The organism is Mesorhizobium oxytropidicola (genome assembly GCF_056174625.1).
Genome location: NZ_CM149692.1, coordinates 4269893 through 4289054, shown reverse-complemented (window position 1 = coordinate 4289054; position 19162 = coordinate 4269893). Strand labels below are relative to the sequence as shown.

Here is a 19162-nt window from a genome sequence, read left to right as displayed (position 1 = left end):
AGCAGGAAATGGCTGGGTTCAATCGCCCTCGGAGACCGGCTTGATCACTACTACCTCCTCGGTGGGCGGAGATCGTAAATCCGTGATTTGCGAGGCCTTGTCGGCCGCAATGTTTTCGATCTTTTTTAGCCGCTCTCTACGTTTTTCGCGGGCAATGTACCATTCTTCAAAAAGCATTTCGATCAGCTCGATCAAGGCTTGTGCTTCGCCTGGATCGACATCAACAATATTATTTATGTCCTTTTCCATGTGTGCACCGATGTTGCCGACGCCTCGCACATGATCAATCGCGTCTACTGTTTCAGCCTGCACACCCTTGGGAGCGATATCTTCATCAACTCGCTTTCTCAGTTCTTTGATCTCGTCGATCAGTCGGGCCTTTGAGATTCCGCAGAAATCACGGATCATGCCTTGTAGGCATCTGCGAGCAAGTGTGGCCGATGCCTTCGGGCTCAAATCACGTATTAGACACGCCTCGTAGTAGTCGTCTCTCAACGCATTTGGAATAAATTCAGGCTGCGGTTTGGCAAACGAATTTGGCCTCAGCGTCCAAGTGTAAAGCATCTTGCTTGGACCATAGTTTCCGCTTTTGGTAGGAGCAGAAGTGCTTAAAGTAGAAATTATAGTTGCCTCGTTGCATGAGGGATTTAAGCATCTTGCCGCATAGTAGTTAATGCCAATAGCTCCGAATTTCGTGTTTCCAATCCATAGATGGTTGTAATCCTGTCGAAAATTTTCGTCGGTAGCGATTTGCGCCTTTCCGCAAAATCTGCACTCCCACGGGCCTTTCCCTATTGCAACGCTCATTGGCATCGGTCCCTTCGGCAAAAAATCATGGACTCATAGAGTAAATGCGCTGCCCGACCTGCAGCAGGAAGTAGAAGATTGTAGTTGCGCCGATCAACAACACAACACCAAACGCCGCCACAACGTATTTTGGAAAAACGCGCAAAGGTGCCATTGGCACAAGGCGACCTTCCCCGTTCTTCCACCGCACGCTGAGCACGCTAGGCAGTTCGATACCCCGCGCGTCAATCAGTGATATCCTGAAAAAATCTCTTCCTGCCAGAGAGGGGAGCGTGAGTACAAGACGGTTATTCGCTATAGTGTCTTCCGTGATTTTTCGAGGTGACCATATCTCATAGTGCTGTGGCGGATAATTCAAAGTGATTTCAACCTGTTCGATCGCGACACGGCCGCTATTCTGGACCCATATTTCTTGGGTCCGGACCGGTATGTTTCCGGCGCCGCCGGGGTTAGGCATTTGGTAGAAGTGCTGATGCGTTACCGACCATGCGAGGCGACCGCGGGCCGTAAGTAACCGCGACACGATCGCGATGATCGCAGCGATCGACAGCGACTGCCCGATATTCGAAAGAAAAAATGCCTTCACAAGATCGAGCATTATATATGTGCCTCCCCGCTCCGGAGAGGTATGTCGATCTTCAAGTCTACGCGCAAGGTCGCTTGCAGCGCCACTGAATTCAGGAATATAATCCTCCCGTTGCGGCGATCCCCTCAAACGGAGTTCGCCATGCCTCTCAAGACCCTCGCCGACACCCTTGCTGCGCGCGAAAGCGTCTACGTAAACTGCAGTCATCCGATGTGCTGCAGATCGACAAAACTCGACATACAAGCGCTCATAGACCGCCTTGGGCCTGGCCATGGCTCGATGCATGAGGATCTTGTCGGGCTATTCGTCTGCTCGCACTGCAAGGCCGCGGGCCGCGATAGGCGCCCGGTGTTCTTCACCTGCATCCCGGACTATGACGGCCAAAATCGGGAGCGGAATCGCGACTGGAAGCCGACTTTCGAGCGGACCAAACCGGCTTGACGGAACATTAGCAATCTCTAACTATTTTTGCTTGCGGCAAGCGATGCTCACCCATCACTGCCGAAGATCGGGATCTTCACCGGCTCCCGATCGGCCCGCGCTAGCCCGCAAGCGGCGCGGGCTTCAATTGCGCAGGAGATGCGATAATCGACCAGCCGACCACAAAAGGTCGACAGCGCGTACTCCCGTGCGGCTATACCAATTCGTAAGGACGCAGTCGGGAACCGGTTCGGGCAAATGGACGTTCCTCCCTGTAGGTCACGTTTTGTTGAATGACCTGACAGGAGGATACTCAGATGAACTTCAAGATGCTCACGATGGGCGCAATGGCGCTCGCAATGATGACTGGTTCAGCACTCGCCGCTGGCAACACATCCGCGCTGGACGACCCGGCAAAGATGTCGCCGTTCTTCACCGATGCCGGCATGAAAACCTTGAGGTCGGATGCGGATTTCAAGACCGCATGGAAGGCGATGAAACCCGAGGAACAGAAGGCCGTGTTGAAAGACTGCGGCGATACCACGCTTAACAAATCGCATGCGAATTTCTGCGCGATGGCGAAGAAGATGGGCGGCTAAAAATAACGTCATGTGGCGCGGAACGAATGCACCACGGCGCCGTTCCGTAGCCAGCCGGTATATGCCACACCCCTTACCGGCGTCCCCGTAGATCGGGCCCGTCCTTTTAGAGGTACGGGCTCATTTTTCGGAAGTGTTTGAAGGCGTGCTAAGCGCTAGGCTTTAAAACGGCCGGCTGCCCTCGCTGTGGAGGTTGCCCGAATGGCGCCGGCCAGACGGTCCCATTAGGTCCGCCGCACTCCAGACATAGCTGAGTCTTCCGTTACGTCATGCGGCAGGCCGTCCAAGCCGTTGCTCAGCCCGCCAGCGCGCGCCCGACGGCGATGCCAATTCCAATCGCCATGCCGGTGGCGAGCTTGCCCGTCAGATCGATGGCAATGGCGCCGACTGTGGCGCGCCAAGCCGTGCCGCGGGGCGCTAAGGCCTTGGAGAGTTCATCGAAGGTGCGGTCGTGTTTCACGGACGTATCCCTGTGTCGCTCAGATACGTATGGATTCCACAAAATAACGGTGGAGTCCATAGGCAGAACAATATGCCCGTTTACCTTTTTGCCAAAGGTAGAGTATGCGAATGGGCATATATGCCGCAATACCTTAAGGCGTTTTCGCCTATTTGATATTGACGCTTAAGGCGAAAACGCCTTGGCGTGAAATTGCGTAAACGCCTTTTTCTTGACCAAAGATTGTGTAAACGCCTAGTCCGAATGTAGTGCTTGACGATTACTTGGAATCGATTCATTCTCATCACCGTGCAAATCAGCACGGTTTGGGGAAAAATCATGAACATGGAATTGGGGAAAGTTGAATCGAGTGTCGCTTTAGAAACCTTGGAACCGCTCAGTCCTATTGCGTCTAATACATGGCGCTTCAAACTAGGCCAGTGCATCTCACACAAAGACCAAATCTTACCGTCGCTGGTGATGGGGCGGGTACGAACGAGCAAAGGCCGCGAAGTCTACGGCCTGCGATCTTTTATGGATGTGGATCCGAACCGCGACAGGATGATATTGGGTGACAGCCTGGTTGACGTCGCACCGGGCAGCGAGCCTTGTCAGGAGTGCTTGCTGCATCAGACCGGCATGTGTCCTGGCGACATGCGCGCTGCGGACTAGACGAGGCTAGCCGCCAGCGGCCACTTTCGGAAAAACTAGAAACCCCGCTTCGGCGGGGTTTTTCGTTGAAGGGGGCGTGGCGGCGGAATTGACGGATGCTGCGGTTCCTTAGGAGGACCAGCATCAGAGGCCAATGACGCGGCGTGTTCTGAGGAAGACGCCGGTTGGCCAACCTCACCAAGCCACTCGTCATAGTGATGGTCTAAGCCTAGCAGCAACTCATCTGGCTGTTCCATGCCGCTTTTGAATAACTCGATAACATGACGGCCTATGCGCTCCCTGGCCGGATCGCCAACCGCTATCCCGGCCTGAAGGCAATATTCGTCTACCACAGAGGCCAGCATTAAAAGCTGCATTGTATCCGTTTTGCGGTTACCGGTCATATCGCTTCTCCCTTGTTGGGCGAAAGCGTGATGGACTCTTCCAATCGCCTGCTTGCCGTGAGGGTGCGGGCGACAAACCGAATATAGTGTGTCTATTTGGTACATGCGACTCGATTTTGAATCGGCCTCGCGCGGGTATTTCTATGTGAGGTGTGACGGCGAATTTGGGTTTACGAGACCCGACATCGCTGTTGAGGGACAAACAAATGCTCCGCCGTCACCAACCATGAACCTGCCGGGGCTAGGGAAGGTTCCCCTCCGAGGTTTGATCGAGTCCCGCATCCGCCGGCCTCCCCCGCCCTGTGCGCCATCCATGCGCCACCGAATCCCCGGCAATCCCAAGAAAATCCGCGAAAAGCCCGGAAACGCTGGTAATTCCGGTAAACGATCATGGCACATGAAAAATCGCCGGATTTGGTGCTAAGTCGTTGAATTTGTTGGTGAGCGCGATGGGATTCGAACCCATGACCTACTGATTAAAAGTCAGTTGCTCTACCGGCTGAGCTACGCGCTCCCGCGGGCGCGAAAAGGCGGCCCTCGAAATTGCGCGGAACATAGGGAGAGTGCCTCGACCGGTCAACCGGAAAAAGCGCGTGCACAGGCCATACTTTTCAAGCACTGCCACCATGCCTGCCTGCCCGCTTCGGTCACGAGCGCTACGCTCCTCGCGAAGCAATGGCACTGCCTCCCCTCGACACCGGTGACAGGCCGGAGAAATATTACAAATCAGCAACTTGGGATTTGGCGCGGAACCTTCCCCTACATCGCCCGTTGTTTCGCCACAAGGGACGTCAATCACCCTTTCGAAGGAGAAGACAGTGAACAATATCGTATCGGGTATACTGGCGACCACTTTGTCAGTTTCATTCGCTGCAGCGGCCATGCCGGCCAATGCTGCTCAGATGTTAGTGCCCCAAGCATCAGGGACTTCGTCAGATATCCTGAATGTCGGAGAGACCCGCTATCCATCCCAGTGGCGTCGTGGCAATCGTTATTTCAATGGCAATCGCAATTTCGGCAACCGCAATTTCAACGGCAATCGTAGCTTCGCCCGCAACAATGATGGCGGCGGCTACTGGAACGGCCATCGCGGCTATCGCGACTATCATCGCGGCTATCGCCGCCACGGCGACTATTGGTTCCCGCTGGCAGCGTTCGCGACTGGTGCGCTGATCACCGGTGCGATCATCAACAGCGAGAACAATCGCGTCTACGAAGGCAACTCGCATGTCCAGTGGTGCTACGACCGTTATCGCAGCTACCGTTCTTCGGACAACACCTTCCAGCCGAATTACGGTCCGCGGCAGGAGTGCCGTTCGCCTTACTGATCCAAGGTTGAGTAACCGTAGCTGGTAAGTACGAGTACAAGTGTGAGTATAGGACCCGCGTCGGAAACGGCGCGGGCCTTTTCCGTGGGACTTTCACCATCTCGATCGGCGGAAATGAAGCTCCTGTCGGCTGGCCCAACTTGCGCTTTTGAGAATCAGGTAAAGGCCGCCCCCTTCGCCGCGCGGCGAACGGTAGGCGCCGAGTGCGTCGCAGACTCGCACCATCGCTGCCGTCAATTCCCAGCCCAATGCTTCCAGATCATCTTTCGCGTCGGTCACATAGGCTTGCTGAAGTTCGGCGATATCGTTCTCCTCGCCGAAGGAACGAACCCGCTTTGCGAAAGCTGGCAATTGGCTCTGGGCCTGGTCGAATTCAAACTTGCCTGGCGAACTTCTCGGCGACGCGCTCGTCGAACCAGCAATCTGAATCTCGGCAACGACCTTGACGGTACCATTGTCCGAATACAGGAGCCTGCCGGTCGTCAGGTCGTAGTCATAGCGCGGCCAGTGACCGAGGCGGAACTCCTTCTCCAAAATGGCATTCTTGGCGGTTAGCTGTTCAAAAGCCTCGTCGCGCCAAGCAGGATACCAGTCTGGCTGCATGTCCGCCACCTTCAGCTCGTTCTGTGGTGACCGTTATGGCACGCTCAGCGTCCTGCGCACAGCATCACGCCAGCCTGCGAGTTTGGCGGATCGCGTGGCGATATCCATCTCCGGCTTGAACCGCCGCTCGAGCGCCCAGCTCTTGGCGAACTCCCTCGCCTTCGGCCAAACCCCCGCTTTCGAGCCGGCGAGCCAGGCCGCACCCAGCGCGGTCGTCTCGAGGATGGTCGGGCGATCAACTGGCGCATCGAGAATGTCGGCCAGCCGCTGCATGGTCCAGTCCGATGCCACCATGCCGCCGTCGACCCTGAGAACCGTCTTGGCCGAGGTGCCCTTCCAGTCCTTGCGCATGGCGTCGAGCAGATCGCGGGTTTGATAGGCGACTGCTTCCAGGGCGGCGCGGGCAAATTCGGCCGGTCCGGAATTGCGGGTTAGCCCAAAAATCGCGCCCCGTGCCTCTGCATCCCAATGCGGGGCGCCGAGACCGACAAAGGCCGGCACCAGATAGACGTTCTGCGTCGGGTCGGCCTCGGCAGCCAGTTGCCCGCTATGCTCGGCCTTGCCTATCACCTTGATGCCATCGCGCAGCCATTGCACGGCAGCCCCTGCGATGAAGATCGAGCCTTCCAGCGCATAGGTTGTCTTGCCGTTCAGCCGATAGGCTATGGTGGTCAAAAGCCGGTTCTTCGACCGGACCAAGTCGCTTCCGGTGTTGAGCAGCGCGAAACAGCCGGTGCCATAGGTGGATTTCATCATGCCGGGCTCAAAGCAGGCCTGGCCGATGGTGGCGGCATGCTGGTCGCCAGCAACGCCGAGGATTTTAATCTCGGCGCCAAACAGATTTTTCTCGGTCGCTCCATAATCATCGGCGCAGTCTTTGACCTCAGGCAACATTTTTGCCGGGATGTCGAGAATGGCCAAAAGCTCGTCGTCCCAGGCATTTTCCGCAATGTTGTAGACCAACGTGCGCGAGGCATTGGTGGCATCGGTGGCGTGGACCTTGCCGCCGGTCAGCCGCCAGATCAGAAAACTGTCGATGGTGCCGGCCAGCAATTCGCCTTTCTCGGCGCGTTTCCTGGCGCCCTTCACCTTGTCGAGCATCCAGGCGATCTTGGTGCCCGAAAAATAGGGATCGAGCAGCAAGCCGGTCTTGCGCGTGAATGTCTTCTCCAGCCCCTGCTTCTTCAGTTTCTGGCAGAGCGGCGCGGTACGGCGGTCCTGCCAGACGATGGCGTTGTGGATCGGCTTGCCCGTCGCCTTTTCCCAGATGACGACGGTTTCGCGCTGGTTGGTGATGCCGATCGCCGCCACTTCGGATGCTTCACAGCCTCCCTTTCTCAGCGCAGCCTTCACGGTCGTCACGACGCTTGCCCAGATCTCTTCCGGATCGTGCTCGACCCAGCCGGAGGCCGGATAGTGCTGGGTGAATTCCTGCTGGCCGCTGCCGACGACTTTCATCTGGCCGTGGAACAGGATCGCCCGGGTCGACGTCGTTCCCTGGTCGATTGCCAGCACAAAACCGTTCATCCCAACGTCCTCCGCCTCGATACAAAGAAGGGAGACGGCAACGCGCCGCCTCCCCCAGTTTCACACGGGCGCGAACGCCCGCATAGACAGTTACTTCTGCCAGCTCTTCACCAGCTCGTCATAGTTGATGGTGATCGGCTTGTCCTTCTCCTTCTCGAGCTTCAGCTGAGGCGCCAGATTGCCGCCCTTGACCGCGTCGGCGTTCCAGTAGGCAAGGTCATGCTCTTCGGCCATCTTCGGTCCGATGTCGCCCTGGACACCGGATTTCTCGATACGGGCCATGACTTTTTCCTGATCGGCGCAGAGCGAATCCATGGCTTCCTGCGGTGTCTTGGCACCCGAGGATGCGTCACCGATGTTCTGCCACCAGAGCTGCGCCAGCTTCGGATAGTCCGGCACGTTTGTACCGGTCGGCGTCCACTGCACACGGGCCGGCGAGCGATAGAACTCGATCAGACCGCCGAGCTTCGGCGCACGTTCGGTAAAGCTCTTGTCATGGATGGTGGAGTCGCGAATGAAGGTCAGGCCAACCTGGCTCTTCTTCACGTCGACGGTCTTCGAGGTGACGAACTGTGCATAAAGCCACGCGGCCTTGGCGCGGTCGGTCGGCGTCGACTTCATCAGCGTCCAGGAACCGACGTCCTGATAGCCGAGCTTCATGCCGTCCTTCCAGTATGAGCCGTGCGGCGACGGCGCCATGCGCCACTTCGGCGTGCCGTCGTCGTTCATGACCGGCAGGCCGGGCTTGACCATGTCGGCGGTGAACGCGGTGTACCAGAAGATCTGCTGGGCAACATTGCCTTGCGACGGCACGGGGCCGGATTCGGAGAAGGTCATGCCCTGGGCTTCCGGCGGCGCATAGGCTTTCAGCCAATCAAGATACTTCTGGATGGCGTAGACCGATGCTGGTCCATTGGTGTCGCCGCCGCGCGCGGTGCACGAGCCGACAGGCCGCGAATTCGCATCGACCTTGATACCCCATTCATCGACCGGCACACCGTTCGGCAGGCCCTTGTCGCCATTGCCGGCCATCGACAGCCAGGCGTCGGTGAACCGCCAGCCGAGCGACGGATCCTTCTTGCCGTAGTCCATGTGGCCATAGACCTTCTTGCCGTTGACGTCGCGGCCGGTGAAGAATTCGGCAATGTCCTCATAGGCCGACCAGTTGACCGGCACGCCGAGATCGTAGCCGTACTTGGCCTTGAAGTCGGCCTTGTTCTTCTCATCGTTGAACCAGTCGTAACGGAACCAGTAGAGGTTCGCGAACTGCTGGTCGGGCAGCTGGTAGAGCTTCTTGTCCGGCGCGGTGGTGAACTTGGTGCCGATGAAGTCGTCGACGTCGAGCATCGGATCGGTAACATCCTTGCCTTCGCCCGCCATCCAGTCGGTCAGGTTGCGCACCTGCTGGTAGCGCCAGTGAGTGCCGATCAGATCCGAATCGTTGACCCAGCCGTCATAGATGTTCTGGCCGGTCTGCATCTGGGTCTGGATCTTTTCGACGACGTCGCCTTCCTGGATGACGTCATGCGTGACCTTGATGCCGGTGATGGCGGTGAAGGCCGGTGCCAGCACCTCTGACTCATACTTGTGGGTCGTCAGGGTTTCCGAGACCACCTTGATGTCCATGCCGGCGAAGGGCTTGGCCGCGTCGATAAACCACTGCATCTGCTTTTCCTGGTCGGCACGGGAAAGCGTCGACACACCGCCTATCTCCTTGTCCAGAAAGGCTTTTGCCTCATCCATCCCGGCATAGGCATTGCCTACGCCGAGCAACAGGACAAGGGCCGTTGTTGATGTTAAAAATTGCCGTCGCATGTGTTTCCTCCACTGTTTCAGGTTTCAAGTGCGATCTGGAGCGGCGGCCGGCACGCTGCCGCTCCAACAGTTTCCCCCTCTATACGTAACGGAACACGCCGATGGCGTAGACCACGGAGAGAGCGAGAGCCCACCAGAGGCTCGGTCCGACAAGACCCAGCCAAGCGAGATGGATAAAGGCGCTGCCGAGCAGCGACAGGAACAGGCGGTCGCCGCGCGTCGTCTCGAAGCGCAGCAGGCCGACGCGCGGATTGCCGCCCGGCGAGGCGTATTCCCAGGCGCCCATGCCGACCAGCAGCAGGGCGATGACGCCAAAAAAAGCGGCCGTCGGCCAGGTCCATGCCATCCAGGAGAAGTCGAAGTTCATGATCATACCCTCCCTAGGGCGAAGCCCTTGGCGATGTAGTTGCGCACGAACCAGATGACGAGCGCGCCGGGGATCAGCGTCAAGACGCCGGCAGCGGCGAGAAGTCCCCAATCCATGCCCGACGCCGAAACCGTTCGGGTCATGGTGGCGGCGATCGGCTTGGCGTCGGTCGTGGTCAGCGTGCGGGCGATCAACAGCTCGACCCACGAGAACATGAAGCAGAAGAAGCAGGCGACGCCGATGCCGCTGGCGATCAGCGGCATGAAGATCTTGACGAAGAAGCGCGGGAACGAATAGCCGTCGATATAGGCGGTTTCGTCGATCTCCTTCGGCACGCCCGACATGAAGCCTTCGAGGATCCACACTGCCAACGGCACGTTGAACAGGCAGTGGGCGAGCGCCACCGCTATGTGCGTGTCGATCAGGCCGAAGGCCGAGTAGAGCTGGAAGAACGGCAGCGCGAACACCGCTGGCGGCGCCATGCGGTTGGTCAGCAGCCAGAAGAATAGATGCTTGTCGCCAAGGAAGCGGTAGCGCGAGAAGGCGTAAGCCGCCGGCAGCGCCACCGACACCGAAATCACCATGTTCATCACGACATAGGTGATCGAATTGATATAGCCTGAGTACCAGACCTTCTCGGTGAAGATCGTATAGTAGTTGGCCAGCGTCGGCGCATGCGGGTAGAGCGTCAGCGAGTTGACGATCTCCGCATTGGTCTTGAAGCTCATATTGATGAGCCAGTAGATCGGCAGCAGAAGGACAATGATGTAGAGCGTCGGCACGATCCACCACCAGCGCGATTCCTCGCCGCGCCGGCGCATGCGCTTGTCGAGGTCGCTCTGCGACAGCGAACTGGCCAGGCCTTCCGCGGCGGCGGACCCGTTCATCGCATTGCGCTCGGTTCGTTCATTGGCGCCAGCCATCTCAGCGCTCCGCGTCGTAATTGGTCATCACGGTGTAGAACACCCATGACAACAACAGGATGATGAGGAAGTAGACCAGCGACATGGCGGCAGCCGGGCCAAGGTCGAACTGGCCGAGCGCCGTCTTGACGAGGTCGATCGACAGGAATGTCGTCGAGTTGCCCGGACCGCCGCCGGTGACGACGAAGGGTTCGGTGTAGATCATGAAACTATCCATGAAGCGCAGCAGCACGGCGATCAAAAGCACGCGCTGCATCTTCGGCAGCTGGATGTAGCGAAACACCGCCCAACGCGAGGCACCGTCGATCTTGGCCGCCTGGTAGAAGGCATCGGGGATCGAGACCAGCCCGGCGTAGCAGAGCAGCACGACGAGGCTGGTCCAGTGCCAGACGTCCATGACGATGATCGTCACCCAGGCATCGAACGGATCCTGCACGTAATTGTAGTCGATGCCGATCGCGTTGAGGTAATAACCCAGCAGGCCGATGTCGTTGCGTCCGAACACCTGCCAGATGGTGCCGACGACGTTCCACGGGATCAGCAGCGGCAGTGACATCAGCACCAGGCAGACCGGCACGCCCCAACCCTTCTTCGGCATGTTGAGCGCGATGAAGATGCCGAGCGGCACCTCGATCGCCAGGATGATGAAGGAAAAGATCAGGTTGCGGACCATCGCTTCCCAGAAGCGGCTGGACGACAGCAGTTCCTCGAACCATTCGGTGCCGGCCCAGGTGAAGACATTGTTGCCGAACGTGTCCTGCACCGAATAGTTGACGACCGTCATCAGCGGGATGACGGCAGTGAAGGCCACCAGTACCAGCACCGGCAGCACGAGGAACCAGGCCTTGTTGTTCCAGGTCTTGTCCATCTATGCCCCCATCTCGACACGCCAGGAATTGGCATAGATGTTGATGCCGGCTGGATCGAACCGCACCTTCGGTTCTGCTGGAACCGTCTCGTCCTCGCCGATGATGGCCGCGATCTCGCGGCCCTCCAGTCTGGCCCGCACCACCTTGTGGCGGCCGACATCCTCGACCTTGCTGATCGAAACGGCCATGCCGTCGCGGCCGAGCCGCACATATTCGGGACGAATGCCGAGTTCGACGGTGCCGCTGCCGGCTTTGGGCGCGCCCGGCAATTCGATTCGCTGCGAGCCGAGCGTCGCCGTCTTGCCGTCGATCGCCACCGGCATGACATTCATGCCGGGTGAGCCGATAAAATAGCCGACGAAGGTGTGGCGCGGCCGCTCGAACAGTTCCGCCGGCGTGCCGATCTGGACGATGCCGCCGTCATACATGACGACGACCTGATCGGCGAAGGTGAGCGCTTCGGTCTGGTCGTGGGTGACATAGACCATGGTGTAGCCGAAGCGGCGATGAAGCTGCTTCAGCTGCGAACGCAGCACCCACTTCATATGCGGGTCGATGACGGTCAGCGGCTCGTCGAACAGGATGGCGTTGACGTCCGAGCGCACCAGCCCGCGGCCGAGCGATATCTTCTGTTTCTGGTCGGCGGTCAGGCCCCTCGCCTTCTTCCTGGCCCAGGACGCCAGGTCGATCATCTCCAGCGTCTCGCGCACCTTGCGGTCGACATCGGCCTCCGGCACGCCGCGGTTGCGCAGCGGGAAGGCCAGATTGTCGTAGACGGTCATGGTGTCGTAGATGACCGGGAACTGGAACACCTGCGCGATGTTGCGTTCCTGCGTCGACAGGTTGGTGATGTCCCTGCCGTTGAACAGCAACTGGCCGTGCGAGGGGTGCAGCAGTCCCGAAATGATGTTGAGCAGCGTGGTCTTGCCGCAGCCGGACGGCCCGAGCAGCGCATAGGCGCCGCCATCCTCGAACGTGTGGTGCACTTCCCGCAGCGCGAAATCGGCATCCTTCTGCGGGTTCGGCAGATAGGAATGCCTGACATGGTTGACGTCGATACGCGCCATATCGCCCTCCTCAAGCCGCCAGCTTCGGCGCGGTCACGGCGCGGCCGTGCTCGTCGAAGACCATGATGTGCCGCGGATCGATGAACACCTCGACCACTTCGTCGGTTTCGAAATCGCGGATGCCGTGGGTCAGCATCACCCAGCGCACATCGGCGAAGTCGAGATGGATGAAGCTTTCCGATCCGGTGATCTCGGTGATGGTCACCTTGGCCCGCACCGGCACAGCCAAGGCGTTGGGCCGGTCGAGCGACAGATGATGCGGCTGGAAGCCGATCGTGTAGTTGCCGTCGGCAATGCCGACGAGTTCGGGCGGCACCGGCAGCTTCACCCCGCCTTCGAGCAGGAAGTCGGCGCCCTTCTTGGCCAGCACGATGGTATTGAGCGGCGGATCGGCGAAGGTCCTGGCCGTCACCAGATCGACCGGCTTGCGGAACACATCGATGGTCGGCCCGAACTGGGTGATACGGCCTTCCGACAGCGTTGCCGTGTTGCCGCCGAGCAGCAGCGCTTCGTGCGGCTCAGTGGTGGCATAGACGAAGATGGTGCCAGCGGCGGCAAAGATCCTCGGCAGTTCGGCCCGCAATTCCTCGCGCAATTTATAGTCGAGATTGGCCAGCGGCTCGTCGAGCAGCACCAGACTGGCATTCTTGACGATCGCGCGCGCCAGCGCGGTGCGCTGCTGCTGGCCGCCCGACAGGCTGAGCGGCGTGCGGTCGAGATAGGGTGTCAGCTTGAGCAGTGCCGCGGCTTCACGCACCTGACTGTCGATCTTGGCCTGCTCGACGCCGGCGACCCTGAGCGGCGAAGCGATGTTCTCATAGACGGTCATCGCCGGATAGTTGATGAACTGCTGGTAGACCATGGCGATCTTGCGCTTTTGCACCGGCGTGCCGGTAACGTTCTGGCCGTCGAACCAGACCGAGCCGGAGGTCGGCACATCGAGGCCGGCCATCAGCCGCATCAGGCTGGTCTTGCCAGAAAGCGTCGGCCCAAGCAGAACGTTGAGCGAGCCATGCTGAAGCGTCAGCGACACGTCGCGAATGTGCGCGACCGCACCGACCGTCTTGGTGACGTTCCTCAGTTCCAGCATGACGCCTCCTCCCAGGCTTTCCGCATCAGCTCAAGACCCTCTTCATTCGGCGGCCGCGACATGCCGCCGGCTTATGCCGTGCATGAATTCATCAAGTGCCGAGACCTGCTCGCGGCTGAGATGCAGGCCGCGCTTGGTGCGGCGCCACAGCACATCCTCTGATGTGACAGCCCATTCATTTTCAACGAGATAGCGCACTTCGGCCTCGTAGAGATCGCCACCGAAATTGCGGCCGAGCTCGGCATTCGACTTGGCAAGGCCGAGCAAGACCTGGGCGCGCGTCCCGTAAAGCCGGGTCAGCCGGCGGGCGAGGCGCGCATCGAGGAACGGATATGCCGTCTTTAGCTTCGCCACCTGCGCGTCGAAACCGGTGGCCGGGAAATCGCCCCCCGGCAGCGGCGCATCCGATGTCCACGGCTTGCCGCGCTTGCCGAGAAAGCCTTCAATCTTCTCCAGCATCGATTCCGACAGCCGGCGATAGGTGGTGATCTTGCCGCCGAAGGCATTGACGATTGGGGCAGCACCCTCGCCGCCATCGGCCTTCAGCACATAGTCGCGCGTCGCTTCCTGCGCCTTGGAGGCGCCGTCATCATAGAGCGGGCGAACGGCCGAATAGGTCCAGACGATGTCGGAGCGCTTGACGGGTTGGGCGAAATACTCGCTGGCCGCGGCGCAGAGATAATCGATCTCGGTGTCGCTGATCTTCACATCGTGCGGATCGCCGGGGTAATCCTGGTCGGTGGTGCCGATCAGCGTGAACTCGTCCTCATAGGGAATGGCGAAAATGATGCGGCCATCCTTGTTCTGGAAGAAATAGGCGCGCGGATCGTCGAACTTCTTGCCGATGACGATATGGCTACCCTGCACCAGGCGGACATTGTGCACATCGTTGAGGCCAACGACGCCGGAAAGCACATGATCGACCCACGGCCCGGCCGCATTGACCAGCAGCCGCGCCTTGACCTCTTCGGTCTCGCCGCTCCGCAGGTTCTCGATCTTGATTGTCCAGAGGCCGTTTTCGCGGCGTGCGCCGATCACCTTCGTGCGGGTGCGGATCGTTGCACCCCGGTCGGCGGCATCGCGTGCGTTGAGCGCCACCAGCCGCGCATCGTTGACCCAGCCGTCGGAATATTCGAACGCCTTTTTGAACAATGGCTTCAAAGGCTTGCCGGCGGGATCGCTTGCCATGTCGAGCGTCCTGGTCGCCGGCAGCAATTTGCGCCCGCCAATATGGTCGTACAGGAACAGGCCGAGCCGGATCAGCCAGGCCGGGCGCAGGCCCTTGGCATAGGGCAGCACGAAGCGCATCGGCCAGATGATGTGCGGCGCGTTCTTCCACAGAACCTCGCGCTCCATCAGCGCCTCGCGCACCAGACGGAACTCGTAGAATTCGAGATAGCGCAGGCCGCCATGGATGAGCTTGGTCGAACCGGAGGAGGTTCCGCTGGCGAGATCGTTCATCTCCGCAAGAAAAACCGAAAACCCGCGCCCGACGGCATCGCGGGCGATGCCGCAACCGTTGATACCGCCACCTATGACGAAAATGTCCCGGACTGAAGACGTGTCCACTTAGCTCCTCCACGATTTCGCATTGCACCATTTTTGGTCTTTTGCGAAACCGTGGTGGAATTATTTCGAACTCATAACGAATGTCAAACGAAATATCACGAGCCCGTGAGATGATCGTAAAAGCGCCCTACCCAAGCGACGTCTCGATCAGCTGAACCTCTGCCTCCTGGCAGATCTTGCGCACCGACGGAATATCGCAGCGGTCGGTGATGAAGGTATTGACCTGCGACAGATGGCCGATGCGCACCGGCGCCGTGCGCTCGAACTTGGTCTGGTCGGAGACCAGAATCACATGCCTGGCATTGGCGATGATCGCCTGCGCCACCTTCACCTCGCGAAAATCGAAGTCGAGCAAGGCGCCGTCATGATCGATGGCCGAGGCGCCGATAACGGCGTAGTCGACCTTGAACTGCCTGATGAAGTCGACCGCCGCTTCACCGACGACGCCGCCATCCGAACCGCGAACCACTCCGCCGGCGATCACCACCTCTATCGAAGGATAAATGCGCATCCTGTTGGCAACATTGATATTATTGGTGATCACCATCAGGCCGTTATGGTCGAGCAACGCCTTGCTGACCGCTTCCGTCGTGGTGCCGATGTTGATGAATAGCGAGGCGTTGTCGGGGATCAACCTGGCCGCCGCGCGGCCGATCGCTTCCTTCTCGTCCGCGGCGATCTTGCGCCTGGCCTCATACTCCATGTTCTCGATACCGGACGGGAACAATGCACCGCCATGGATGCGCGAAAGCAACCGCTGGTCGCAGAGATCGTTGAGGTCCTTGCGAATGGTCTGCGGCGTCACGTTGAAATGCGTGGCGAGGTCGTCGACCAGCACGCGGCCATGATCCTTGGCCATCTGGATGATCTCGGCATGGCGTGGCGACAGATACATGGGCGGCCTCCCGTTTTCGTTTTTCTTGTCTATAGCCGAAAACGAAAGCAATGAAAAGGCATAAGCCGGCTAACGAAATCGCCTGATTGCAAAGGCAAACTCTTGCGCAATCCGATATTGGCCTGTCAGACCATGCCGCGTGCGATTTCAGTGATGACGGCAAAAGCTCCATCGACATCGCTTGCGGTCGCTTCGAACTGGCCGACCTGGAAGCGGATTGCCACCTGCCCATCGACCCTCGTCTGCGTCAGGTAGATGCGGCCATCGTCGTTGATCGCATTGACCAGTCGCAGATTGTGCGCGTCCGCATCGGCGCTTGAGGCCGCCCTGTGCCGGAACGAAAACAGCGACAGCATCGGTTCGCTGACGATCTCGAAATCGGTCTCCCCGGCCAGGCGCGCGGCAAGGCGCTCGCTCCACGCCACATGGTTGCGGATCATCGCCCGCAGGTTTTCCAGCCCATGAGCCCGCAACAGGAACCACAGCTTTAGGGCGCGAAAACGCCGGCCGAGCGGCACTGACCATTCCGAATAGTTGATGATGCCGTCATGACCGTGGGTTTTCAGATAGTCCGGCTTGATGGCCAGCGTCCGGACATGGCTTTCGGGATCGCGCAGGAACTGGATCGAGCAGTCGAACTGTGCGCCAAGCCATTTGTGCGGATTGAAGACGATCGAATCGGCACCTTCGACACCGGTCCAGAAATGCCGGTACTCCGGGCAGATCATTGCCGATCCGGCCCAGGCCGCATCGACATGAAGGTAGAGGCCGTACCGCCTGGCGACCGCGGCGACCGCCGCGATGTCATCCGTGCCGCCCGTGCTGGTGCCGCCGACGCAAGCGATGATGCCCGCCGGCAGCAGGCCGGCTTGCCGGTCGGCCACGATGGCTGCTTCCAGGGCAGCGGTGTTCATCGCGCGAAAGCGGCCGGAGACCGGAATGCGCACGAGATTATCCTCGCCGATGCCCGACACCCAGATCGCCCGGTCGATGGACGTGTGCACCTGATCCGAGGAATAGATGCGCAACTGCCCCTGCCCGGCCAGCCCCTTTTGTTGCCTTGCCAGTCCAGCGCCCGCTCGCGCATGGTCAAGACGGCATTGAGAGTCGCCGATGATGCCGAATCCTGGATCACGCCGGAAAACCCGTCAGGCAGGCCGAGCGCCTGCCGCATCCAGTCGACGGTGCGCGTCTCGAGTTCGGTCGCCGCCGGCGACGTTTGCCAAAGCATGCATTGCGCGGCCATTGCCGAGACCAGATACTCTGCCACCACGGAGACCGGCGCCGCATTGGCCGGGAAATAGGCGAAGAAGCGTGGATGCTGCCAATGTGTCATGCCTGGCACGATCTTCTCTTCGAAGTCGGCGAAGATCCTGTCCATCGGTTCGGCGTCTTCCGGCGGCGACGCTTCTATGCTCCTGAATATGTCGCCGGGCTCAACGAGCGGCCGCACCGGCCGCTCGCGCAAAGTGTCGCGATAGTCGGCGCCCCAGTCGGCGGCACGCTGCGACCACTGCCGGAACTCGTTGTTGTCCATCCTGTCCTCCCGACACGATCGCAATGCCGGCACGCTTCGCCTGGCTCTCAAATCCATCAGTAATTAACATGTGAAATATATGCAAGGGCCGGTGATTGCCGCCCGCGCCCTACCCCGGGAAATCCGGCAGGCTGGCAAAAGCCGACTTCAGCGCATTCGACCAGCCATCGGAGATCGTGCGGTAGTACTGGTCGTCCTGGCCGATCCGCTTCTTCAGGCCGACCTTAAAAGAATCCTTTTCCATGAACAGCAGGTCGAGCGGCAAGCCGACCGACAGGTTCGATTTCAGCGTCGAATCGAACGACACCAGCAGCAGCTTCACCGTTTCGGCGAGGCTCATCGTCCGCTCATAGGCGCGGATAATGATCGGCTTGCCGTATTTGGTCTCGCCGATCTGGAAGAACGGCGTGTCGTCGGTCGATTCGATGAAATTGCCCTCGGGATAGATCATGAACAGCCGCGGCGGACTGCCCTTGATCTGCCCACCCAGGATGAAGGAGGCGTTGAAATAGGAATCGGCCTTCTCGCCGACGGGGGATGCCTGTGCGATCACCTCTTTGACCGTATCGCCCACCAGCCGCACCGTCTGGTACATGGATGGCGTTTCGAGCAGCTTCTCGTGGCGGTCGGTCACCGCCTTGGTGCGTTCGTCGAGCAGGCTGACCACGGCCTGCGTCGTCGCCAGATTGCCGGCCGACATCAAGACGATAACGCGCTCACCCGCCTGTTCCCAGACATGCATCTTCTTGAAGGTCGATATCGAATCCATGCCGGCATTGGTGCGCGTGTCCGACATGAACACGAGCCCGCGATCGATCTTCAAGCCGACGCAATAGGTCATGGAATCTCTTCTGGCACTAATCCTTGCGGGATTACTGCTCTACCGTGACGGTGACCGCAAGCCGTTCTTCCGCCTGTCCCAGTCGAATTCCCGACACCGGAGAGGCATCGCGGTAGTCGCGGCCGGTGGCCACCTTCACATAGCGTTCGTCGGGAGAAATACCGTTGGCGGGATCAAAGGCAACCCAGCCGAGGCCCGGAACATGCGCTTCAGCCCAGGCATGGCTTGCCGCCTGCTCGACGGCATCCATCATCAGATAGCCGCTGATGTAGCGCGACGGAAATCCCATGGCGCGCGCAGCGGCGGCAAAGATATGGCTATGGTCCTGGCAAACCCCGGTTTTCAACGCCAGAGCCTCTTCGGCCGGTGTCGTCGCATTGGTGGTGCCCGGCGTATAGGCGACACGCTCGCCGATCATGGCCATCAGCCGGTGCAGCCTTTCGATATCGGTGCCCGTGCCCACCGCCTCGGCAAGATCACGGATGCCGCTGCCTATGGTGGTCAGCTGTGTCTCCTGCGCGAACAACCACAGTGGCGCGAAGCCCTGATGTGGCCCGCAAACGCCTGTTGTGTCGCGCGTCACCACTTCGCCCGATGCCTCCACCGTGATGAAGTCGTGGTCACCCTCGACGCTCAGCAGTCTTGTGTCGTTGCCGTAGTGATCGGTAAACCGCACTTCTTCGCGCGCACCTTCGACCTTCAGCGCCCAGGACAGCACCGTCTGTGTCTGCCCGCTCACTGGCAGCAGCCGTAGCCGCTGCAGCAGATATTGAACCGGTGCGTCGTAGCGATATTCGGTCCGGTGCGTGATCTTGAGTCGCATGG

The 19162-nt window shown here is 59.6% G+C and carries 20 protein-coding genes, 1 tRNA gene and 1 pseudogene; 4 read left to right on the top strand and 18 right to left on the bottom strand.

Annotated features, from left to right (window positions below; translation table 11 throughout):
- Positions 1–18 precede the first annotated feature (18 nt).
- Together AC0V8S_RS21335 and AC0V8S_RS21330 are read right to left on the bottom strand one after the other, a co-directional pair.
- Positions 19–807, bottom strand: coding sequence for a DUF4145 domain-containing protein (locus AC0V8S_RS21335; protein WP_475433163.1), 789 nt, complete (start codon positions 805–807; stop codon positions 19–21).
- Positions 808–832: 25 nt separating this feature from the next.
- On the bottom strand, positions 833–1405 hold the full coding sequence (locus tag AC0V8S_RS21330; protein ID WP_475433161.1) for a hypothetical protein: 573 nt from the start codon (positions 1403–1405) through the stop codon (positions 833–835).
- A gap of 129 nt (positions 1406–1534) precedes the next feature.
- Here AC0V8S_RS21330 and AC0V8S_RS21325 point away from each other — a divergent pair, with 129 nt between their 5' ends.
- Positions 1535–1834, top strand: coding sequence for a hypothetical protein (locus AC0V8S_RS21325; protein WP_475433159.1), 300 nt, complete (start codon positions 1535–1537; stop codon positions 1832–1834).
- Between the two features lie 296 nt (positions 1835–2130).
- Positions 2131–2412: a hypothetical protein gene (locus AC0V8S_RS21320; protein WP_475433157.1), complete on the top strand. Its 282-nt coding sequence runs from the start codon at positions 2131–2133 to the stop codon at positions 2410–2412.
- 295 nt (positions 2413–2707) lie between these two features.
- Here the strand turns inward: AC0V8S_RS21320 and AC0V8S_RS21315 are convergent, their stop codons facing one another.
- On the bottom strand, positions 2708–2872 hold the full coding sequence (locus AC0V8S_RS21315) for a hypothetical protein (RefSeq protein WP_475433156.1): 165 nt from the start codon (positions 2870–2872) through the stop codon (positions 2708–2710).
- A 252-nt stretch (positions 2873–3124) separates the two neighbouring features.
- Here AC0V8S_RS21315 and AC0V8S_RS21310 point away from each other — a divergent pair, with 252 nt between their 5' ends.
- Positions 3125–3523 (top strand): hypothetical protein, encoded by a 399-nt coding sequence (locus AC0V8S_RS21310; protein WP_475433155.1) that lies wholly within the window; start codon positions 3125–3127, stop codon positions 3521–3523.
- A 35-nt stretch (positions 3524–3558) separates the two neighbouring features.
- Here AC0V8S_RS21310 and AC0V8S_RS21305 read toward each other — a convergent pair whose 3' ends face one another.
- Positions 3559–3906: a hypothetical protein gene (locus AC0V8S_RS21305; RefSeq protein WP_475433153.1), complete on the bottom strand. Its 348-nt coding sequence runs from the start codon at positions 3904–3906 to the stop codon at positions 3559–3561.
- Positions 3907–4344: 438 nt separating this feature from the next.
- Positions 4345–4420: transfer RNA gene (locus tag AC0V8S_RS21300), tRNA-Lys, on the bottom strand.
- A gap of 304 nt (positions 4421–4724) precedes the next feature.
- Between AC0V8S_RS21300 and AC0V8S_RS21295 the strand changes: the two genes are divergently transcribed.
- A complete protein-coding gene (locus AC0V8S_RS21295) occupies positions 4725–5234 on the top strand; it encodes a BA14K family protein (RefSeq protein WP_475433152.1) in 510 nt (169 codons plus the stop codon).
- A 93-nt stretch (positions 5235–5327) separates the two neighbouring features.
- On the opposite strand, the gene AC0V8S_RS21290 is transcribed toward AC0V8S_RS21295, so the two are convergent.
- The 13 genes and pseudogenes from AC0V8S_RS21290 to AC0V8S_RS21230 form a co-directional block, all read right to left on the bottom strand.
- Positions 5328–5837, bottom strand: a complete 510-nt coding sequence (locus AC0V8S_RS21290) for a DUF6882 domain-containing protein (RefSeq protein ID WP_475438669.1) — start codon at positions 5835–5837, stop codon at positions 5328–5330.
- A gap of 33 nt (positions 5838–5870) precedes the next feature.
- Positions 5871–7364 (bottom strand): glycerol kinase GlpK, encoded by a 1494-nt coding sequence (gene glpK / locus AC0V8S_RS21285; protein ID WP_475433151.1) that lies wholly within the window; start codon positions 7362–7364, stop codon positions 5871–5873.
- 90 nt (positions 7365–7454) lie between these two features.
- A complete protein-coding gene (locus AC0V8S_RS21280) occupies positions 7455–9179 on the bottom strand; it encodes an ABC transporter substrate-binding protein (protein WP_095200117.1) in 1725 nt (574 codons plus the stop codon).
- Between the two features lie 79 nt (positions 9180–9258).
- Positions 9259–9546, bottom strand: a complete 288-nt coding sequence (locus tag AC0V8S_RS21275) for a DUF2160 domain-containing protein (protein ID WP_432421219.1) — start codon at positions 9544–9546, stop codon at positions 9259–9261.
- 2 nt (positions 9547–9548) lie between these two features.
- Positions 9549–10469, bottom strand: coding sequence for a carbohydrate ABC transporter permease (locus AC0V8S_RS21270; RefSeq protein WP_183459872.1), 921 nt, complete (start codon positions 10467–10469; stop codon positions 9549–9551).
- A gap of 1 nt (position 10470) precedes the next feature.
- Positions 10471–11337 (bottom strand): carbohydrate ABC transporter permease, encoded by an 867-nt coding sequence (locus AC0V8S_RS21265; RefSeq protein ID WP_027044598.1) that lies wholly within the window; start codon positions 11335–11337, stop codon positions 10471–10473.
- On the bottom strand, positions 11338–12405 hold the full coding sequence (locus AC0V8S_RS21260) for an ABC transporter ATP-binding protein (RefSeq protein WP_183459876.1): 1068 nt from the start codon (positions 12403–12405) through the stop codon (positions 11338–11340).
- A 10-nt stretch (positions 12406–12415) separates the two neighbouring features.
- Positions 12416–13495, bottom strand: coding sequence for an ABC transporter ATP-binding protein (locus AC0V8S_RS21255; RefSeq protein WP_183459878.1), 1080 nt, complete (start codon positions 13493–13495; stop codon positions 12416–12418).
- Positions 13496–13537: 42 nt separating this feature from the next.
- Positions 13538–15064 carry a glycerol-3-phosphate dehydrogenase gene (glpD, locus tag AC0V8S_RS21250; RefSeq protein WP_475433149.1) on the bottom strand — a complete coding sequence of 509 codons (1527 nt, stop codon included), beginning with the start codon at positions 15062–15064 and terminating at the stop codon, positions 13538–13540.
- Positions 15065–15191: 127 nt separating this feature from the next.
- Positions 15192–15959 carry a DeoR/GlpR family DNA-binding transcription regulator gene (locus AC0V8S_RS21245; protein ID WP_010909603.1) on the bottom strand — a complete coding sequence of 256 codons (768 nt, stop codon included), beginning with the start codon at positions 15957–15959 and terminating at the stop codon, positions 15192–15194.
- A 125-nt stretch (positions 15960–16084) separates the two neighbouring features.
- Positions 16085–17496 (bottom strand): annotated as a pseudogene (locus tag AC0V8S_RS21240) (pyridoxal phosphate-dependent decarboxylase family protein).
- Between the two features lie 109 nt (positions 17497–17605).
- Complete coding sequence (locus AC0V8S_RS21235; protein WP_475433147.1) at positions 17606–18337, bottom strand: proteasome-type protease; 732 nt, start codon at positions 18335–18337, stop codon at positions 17606–17608.
- 31 nt (positions 18338–18368) lie between these two features.
- Positions 18369–19160, bottom strand: coding sequence for a transglutaminase family protein (locus AC0V8S_RS21230; RefSeq protein ID WP_095200109.1), 792 nt, complete (start codon positions 19158–19160; stop codon positions 18369–18371).
- Positions 19161–19162 lie beyond the last annotated feature (2 nt).

Excerpts from the sequence above, each read along its gene's own strand:
- AC0V8S_RS21290 (WP_475438669.1), bottom strand. The coding sequence starts at position 5,837 with ATGCAGCCAGACTGGTATCCTGCTTGGCGCGACGAGGCTTTTGAACAG.
- AC0V8S_RS21235 (WP_475433147.1), bottom strand. The coding sequence starts at position 18,337 with ATGACCTATTGCGTCGGCTTGAAGATCGATCGCGGGCTCGTGTTCATG.
- AC0V8S_RS21325 (WP_475433159.1), top strand. The coding sequence starts at position 1,535 with ATGCCTCTCAAGACCCTCGCCGACACCCTTGCTGCGCGCGAAAGCGTC.
- AC0V8S_RS21335 (WP_475433163.1), bottom strand. The coding sequence starts at position 807 with ATGAGCGTTGCAATAGGGAAAGGCCCGTGGGAGTGCAGATTTTGCGGA.
- AC0V8S_RS21270 (WP_183459872.1), bottom strand. The coding sequence starts at position 10,469 with ATGGCTGGCGCCAATGAACGAACCGAGCGCAATGCGATGAACGGGTCC.
- AC0V8S_RS21245 (WP_010909603.1), bottom strand. The coding sequence starts at position 15,959 with ATGTATCTGTCGCCACGCCATGCCGAGATCATCCAGATGGCCAAGGAT.
- AC0V8S_RS21275 (WP_432421219.1), bottom strand. The coding sequence starts at position 9,546 with ATGAACTTCGACTTCTCCTGGATGGCATGGACCTGGCCGACGGCCGCT.
- AC0V8S_RS21330 (WP_475433161.1), bottom strand. The coding sequence starts at position 1,405 with ATGCTCGATCTTGTGAAGGCATTTTTTCTTTCGAATATCGGGCAGTCG.
- AC0V8S_RS21305 (WP_475433153.1), bottom strand. The coding sequence starts at position 3,906 with ATGACCGGTAACCGCAAAACGGATACAATGCAGCTTTTAATGCTGGCC.
- AC0V8S_RS21255 (WP_183459878.1), bottom strand. The coding sequence starts at position 13,495 with ATGCTGGAACTGAGGAACGTCACCAAGACGGTCGGTGCGGTCGCGCAC.
- AC0V8S_RS21260 (WP_183459876.1), bottom strand. The coding sequence starts at position 12,405 with ATGGCGCGTATCGACGTCAACCATGTCAGGCATTCCTATCTGCCGAAC.
- AC0V8S_RS21280 (WP_095200117.1), bottom strand. The coding sequence starts at position 9,179 with ATGCGACGGCAATTTTTAACATCAACAACGGCCCTTGTCCTGTTGCTC.
- AC0V8S_RS21265 (WP_027044598.1), bottom strand. The coding sequence starts at position 11,337 with ATGGACAAGACCTGGAACAACAAGGCCTGGTTCCTCGTGCTGCCGGTG.
- AC0V8S_RS21230 (WP_095200109.1), bottom strand. The coding sequence starts at position 19,160 with ATGCGACTCAAGATCACGCACCGGACCGAATATCGCTACGACGCACCG.
- glpK (WP_475433151.1), bottom strand. The coding sequence starts at position 7,364 with ATGAACGGTTTTGTGCTGGCAATCGACCAGGGAACGACGTCGACCCGG.
- AC0V8S_RS21320 (WP_475433157.1), top strand. The coding sequence starts at position 2,131 with ATGAACTTCAAGATGCTCACGATGGGCGCAATGGCGCTCGCAATGATG.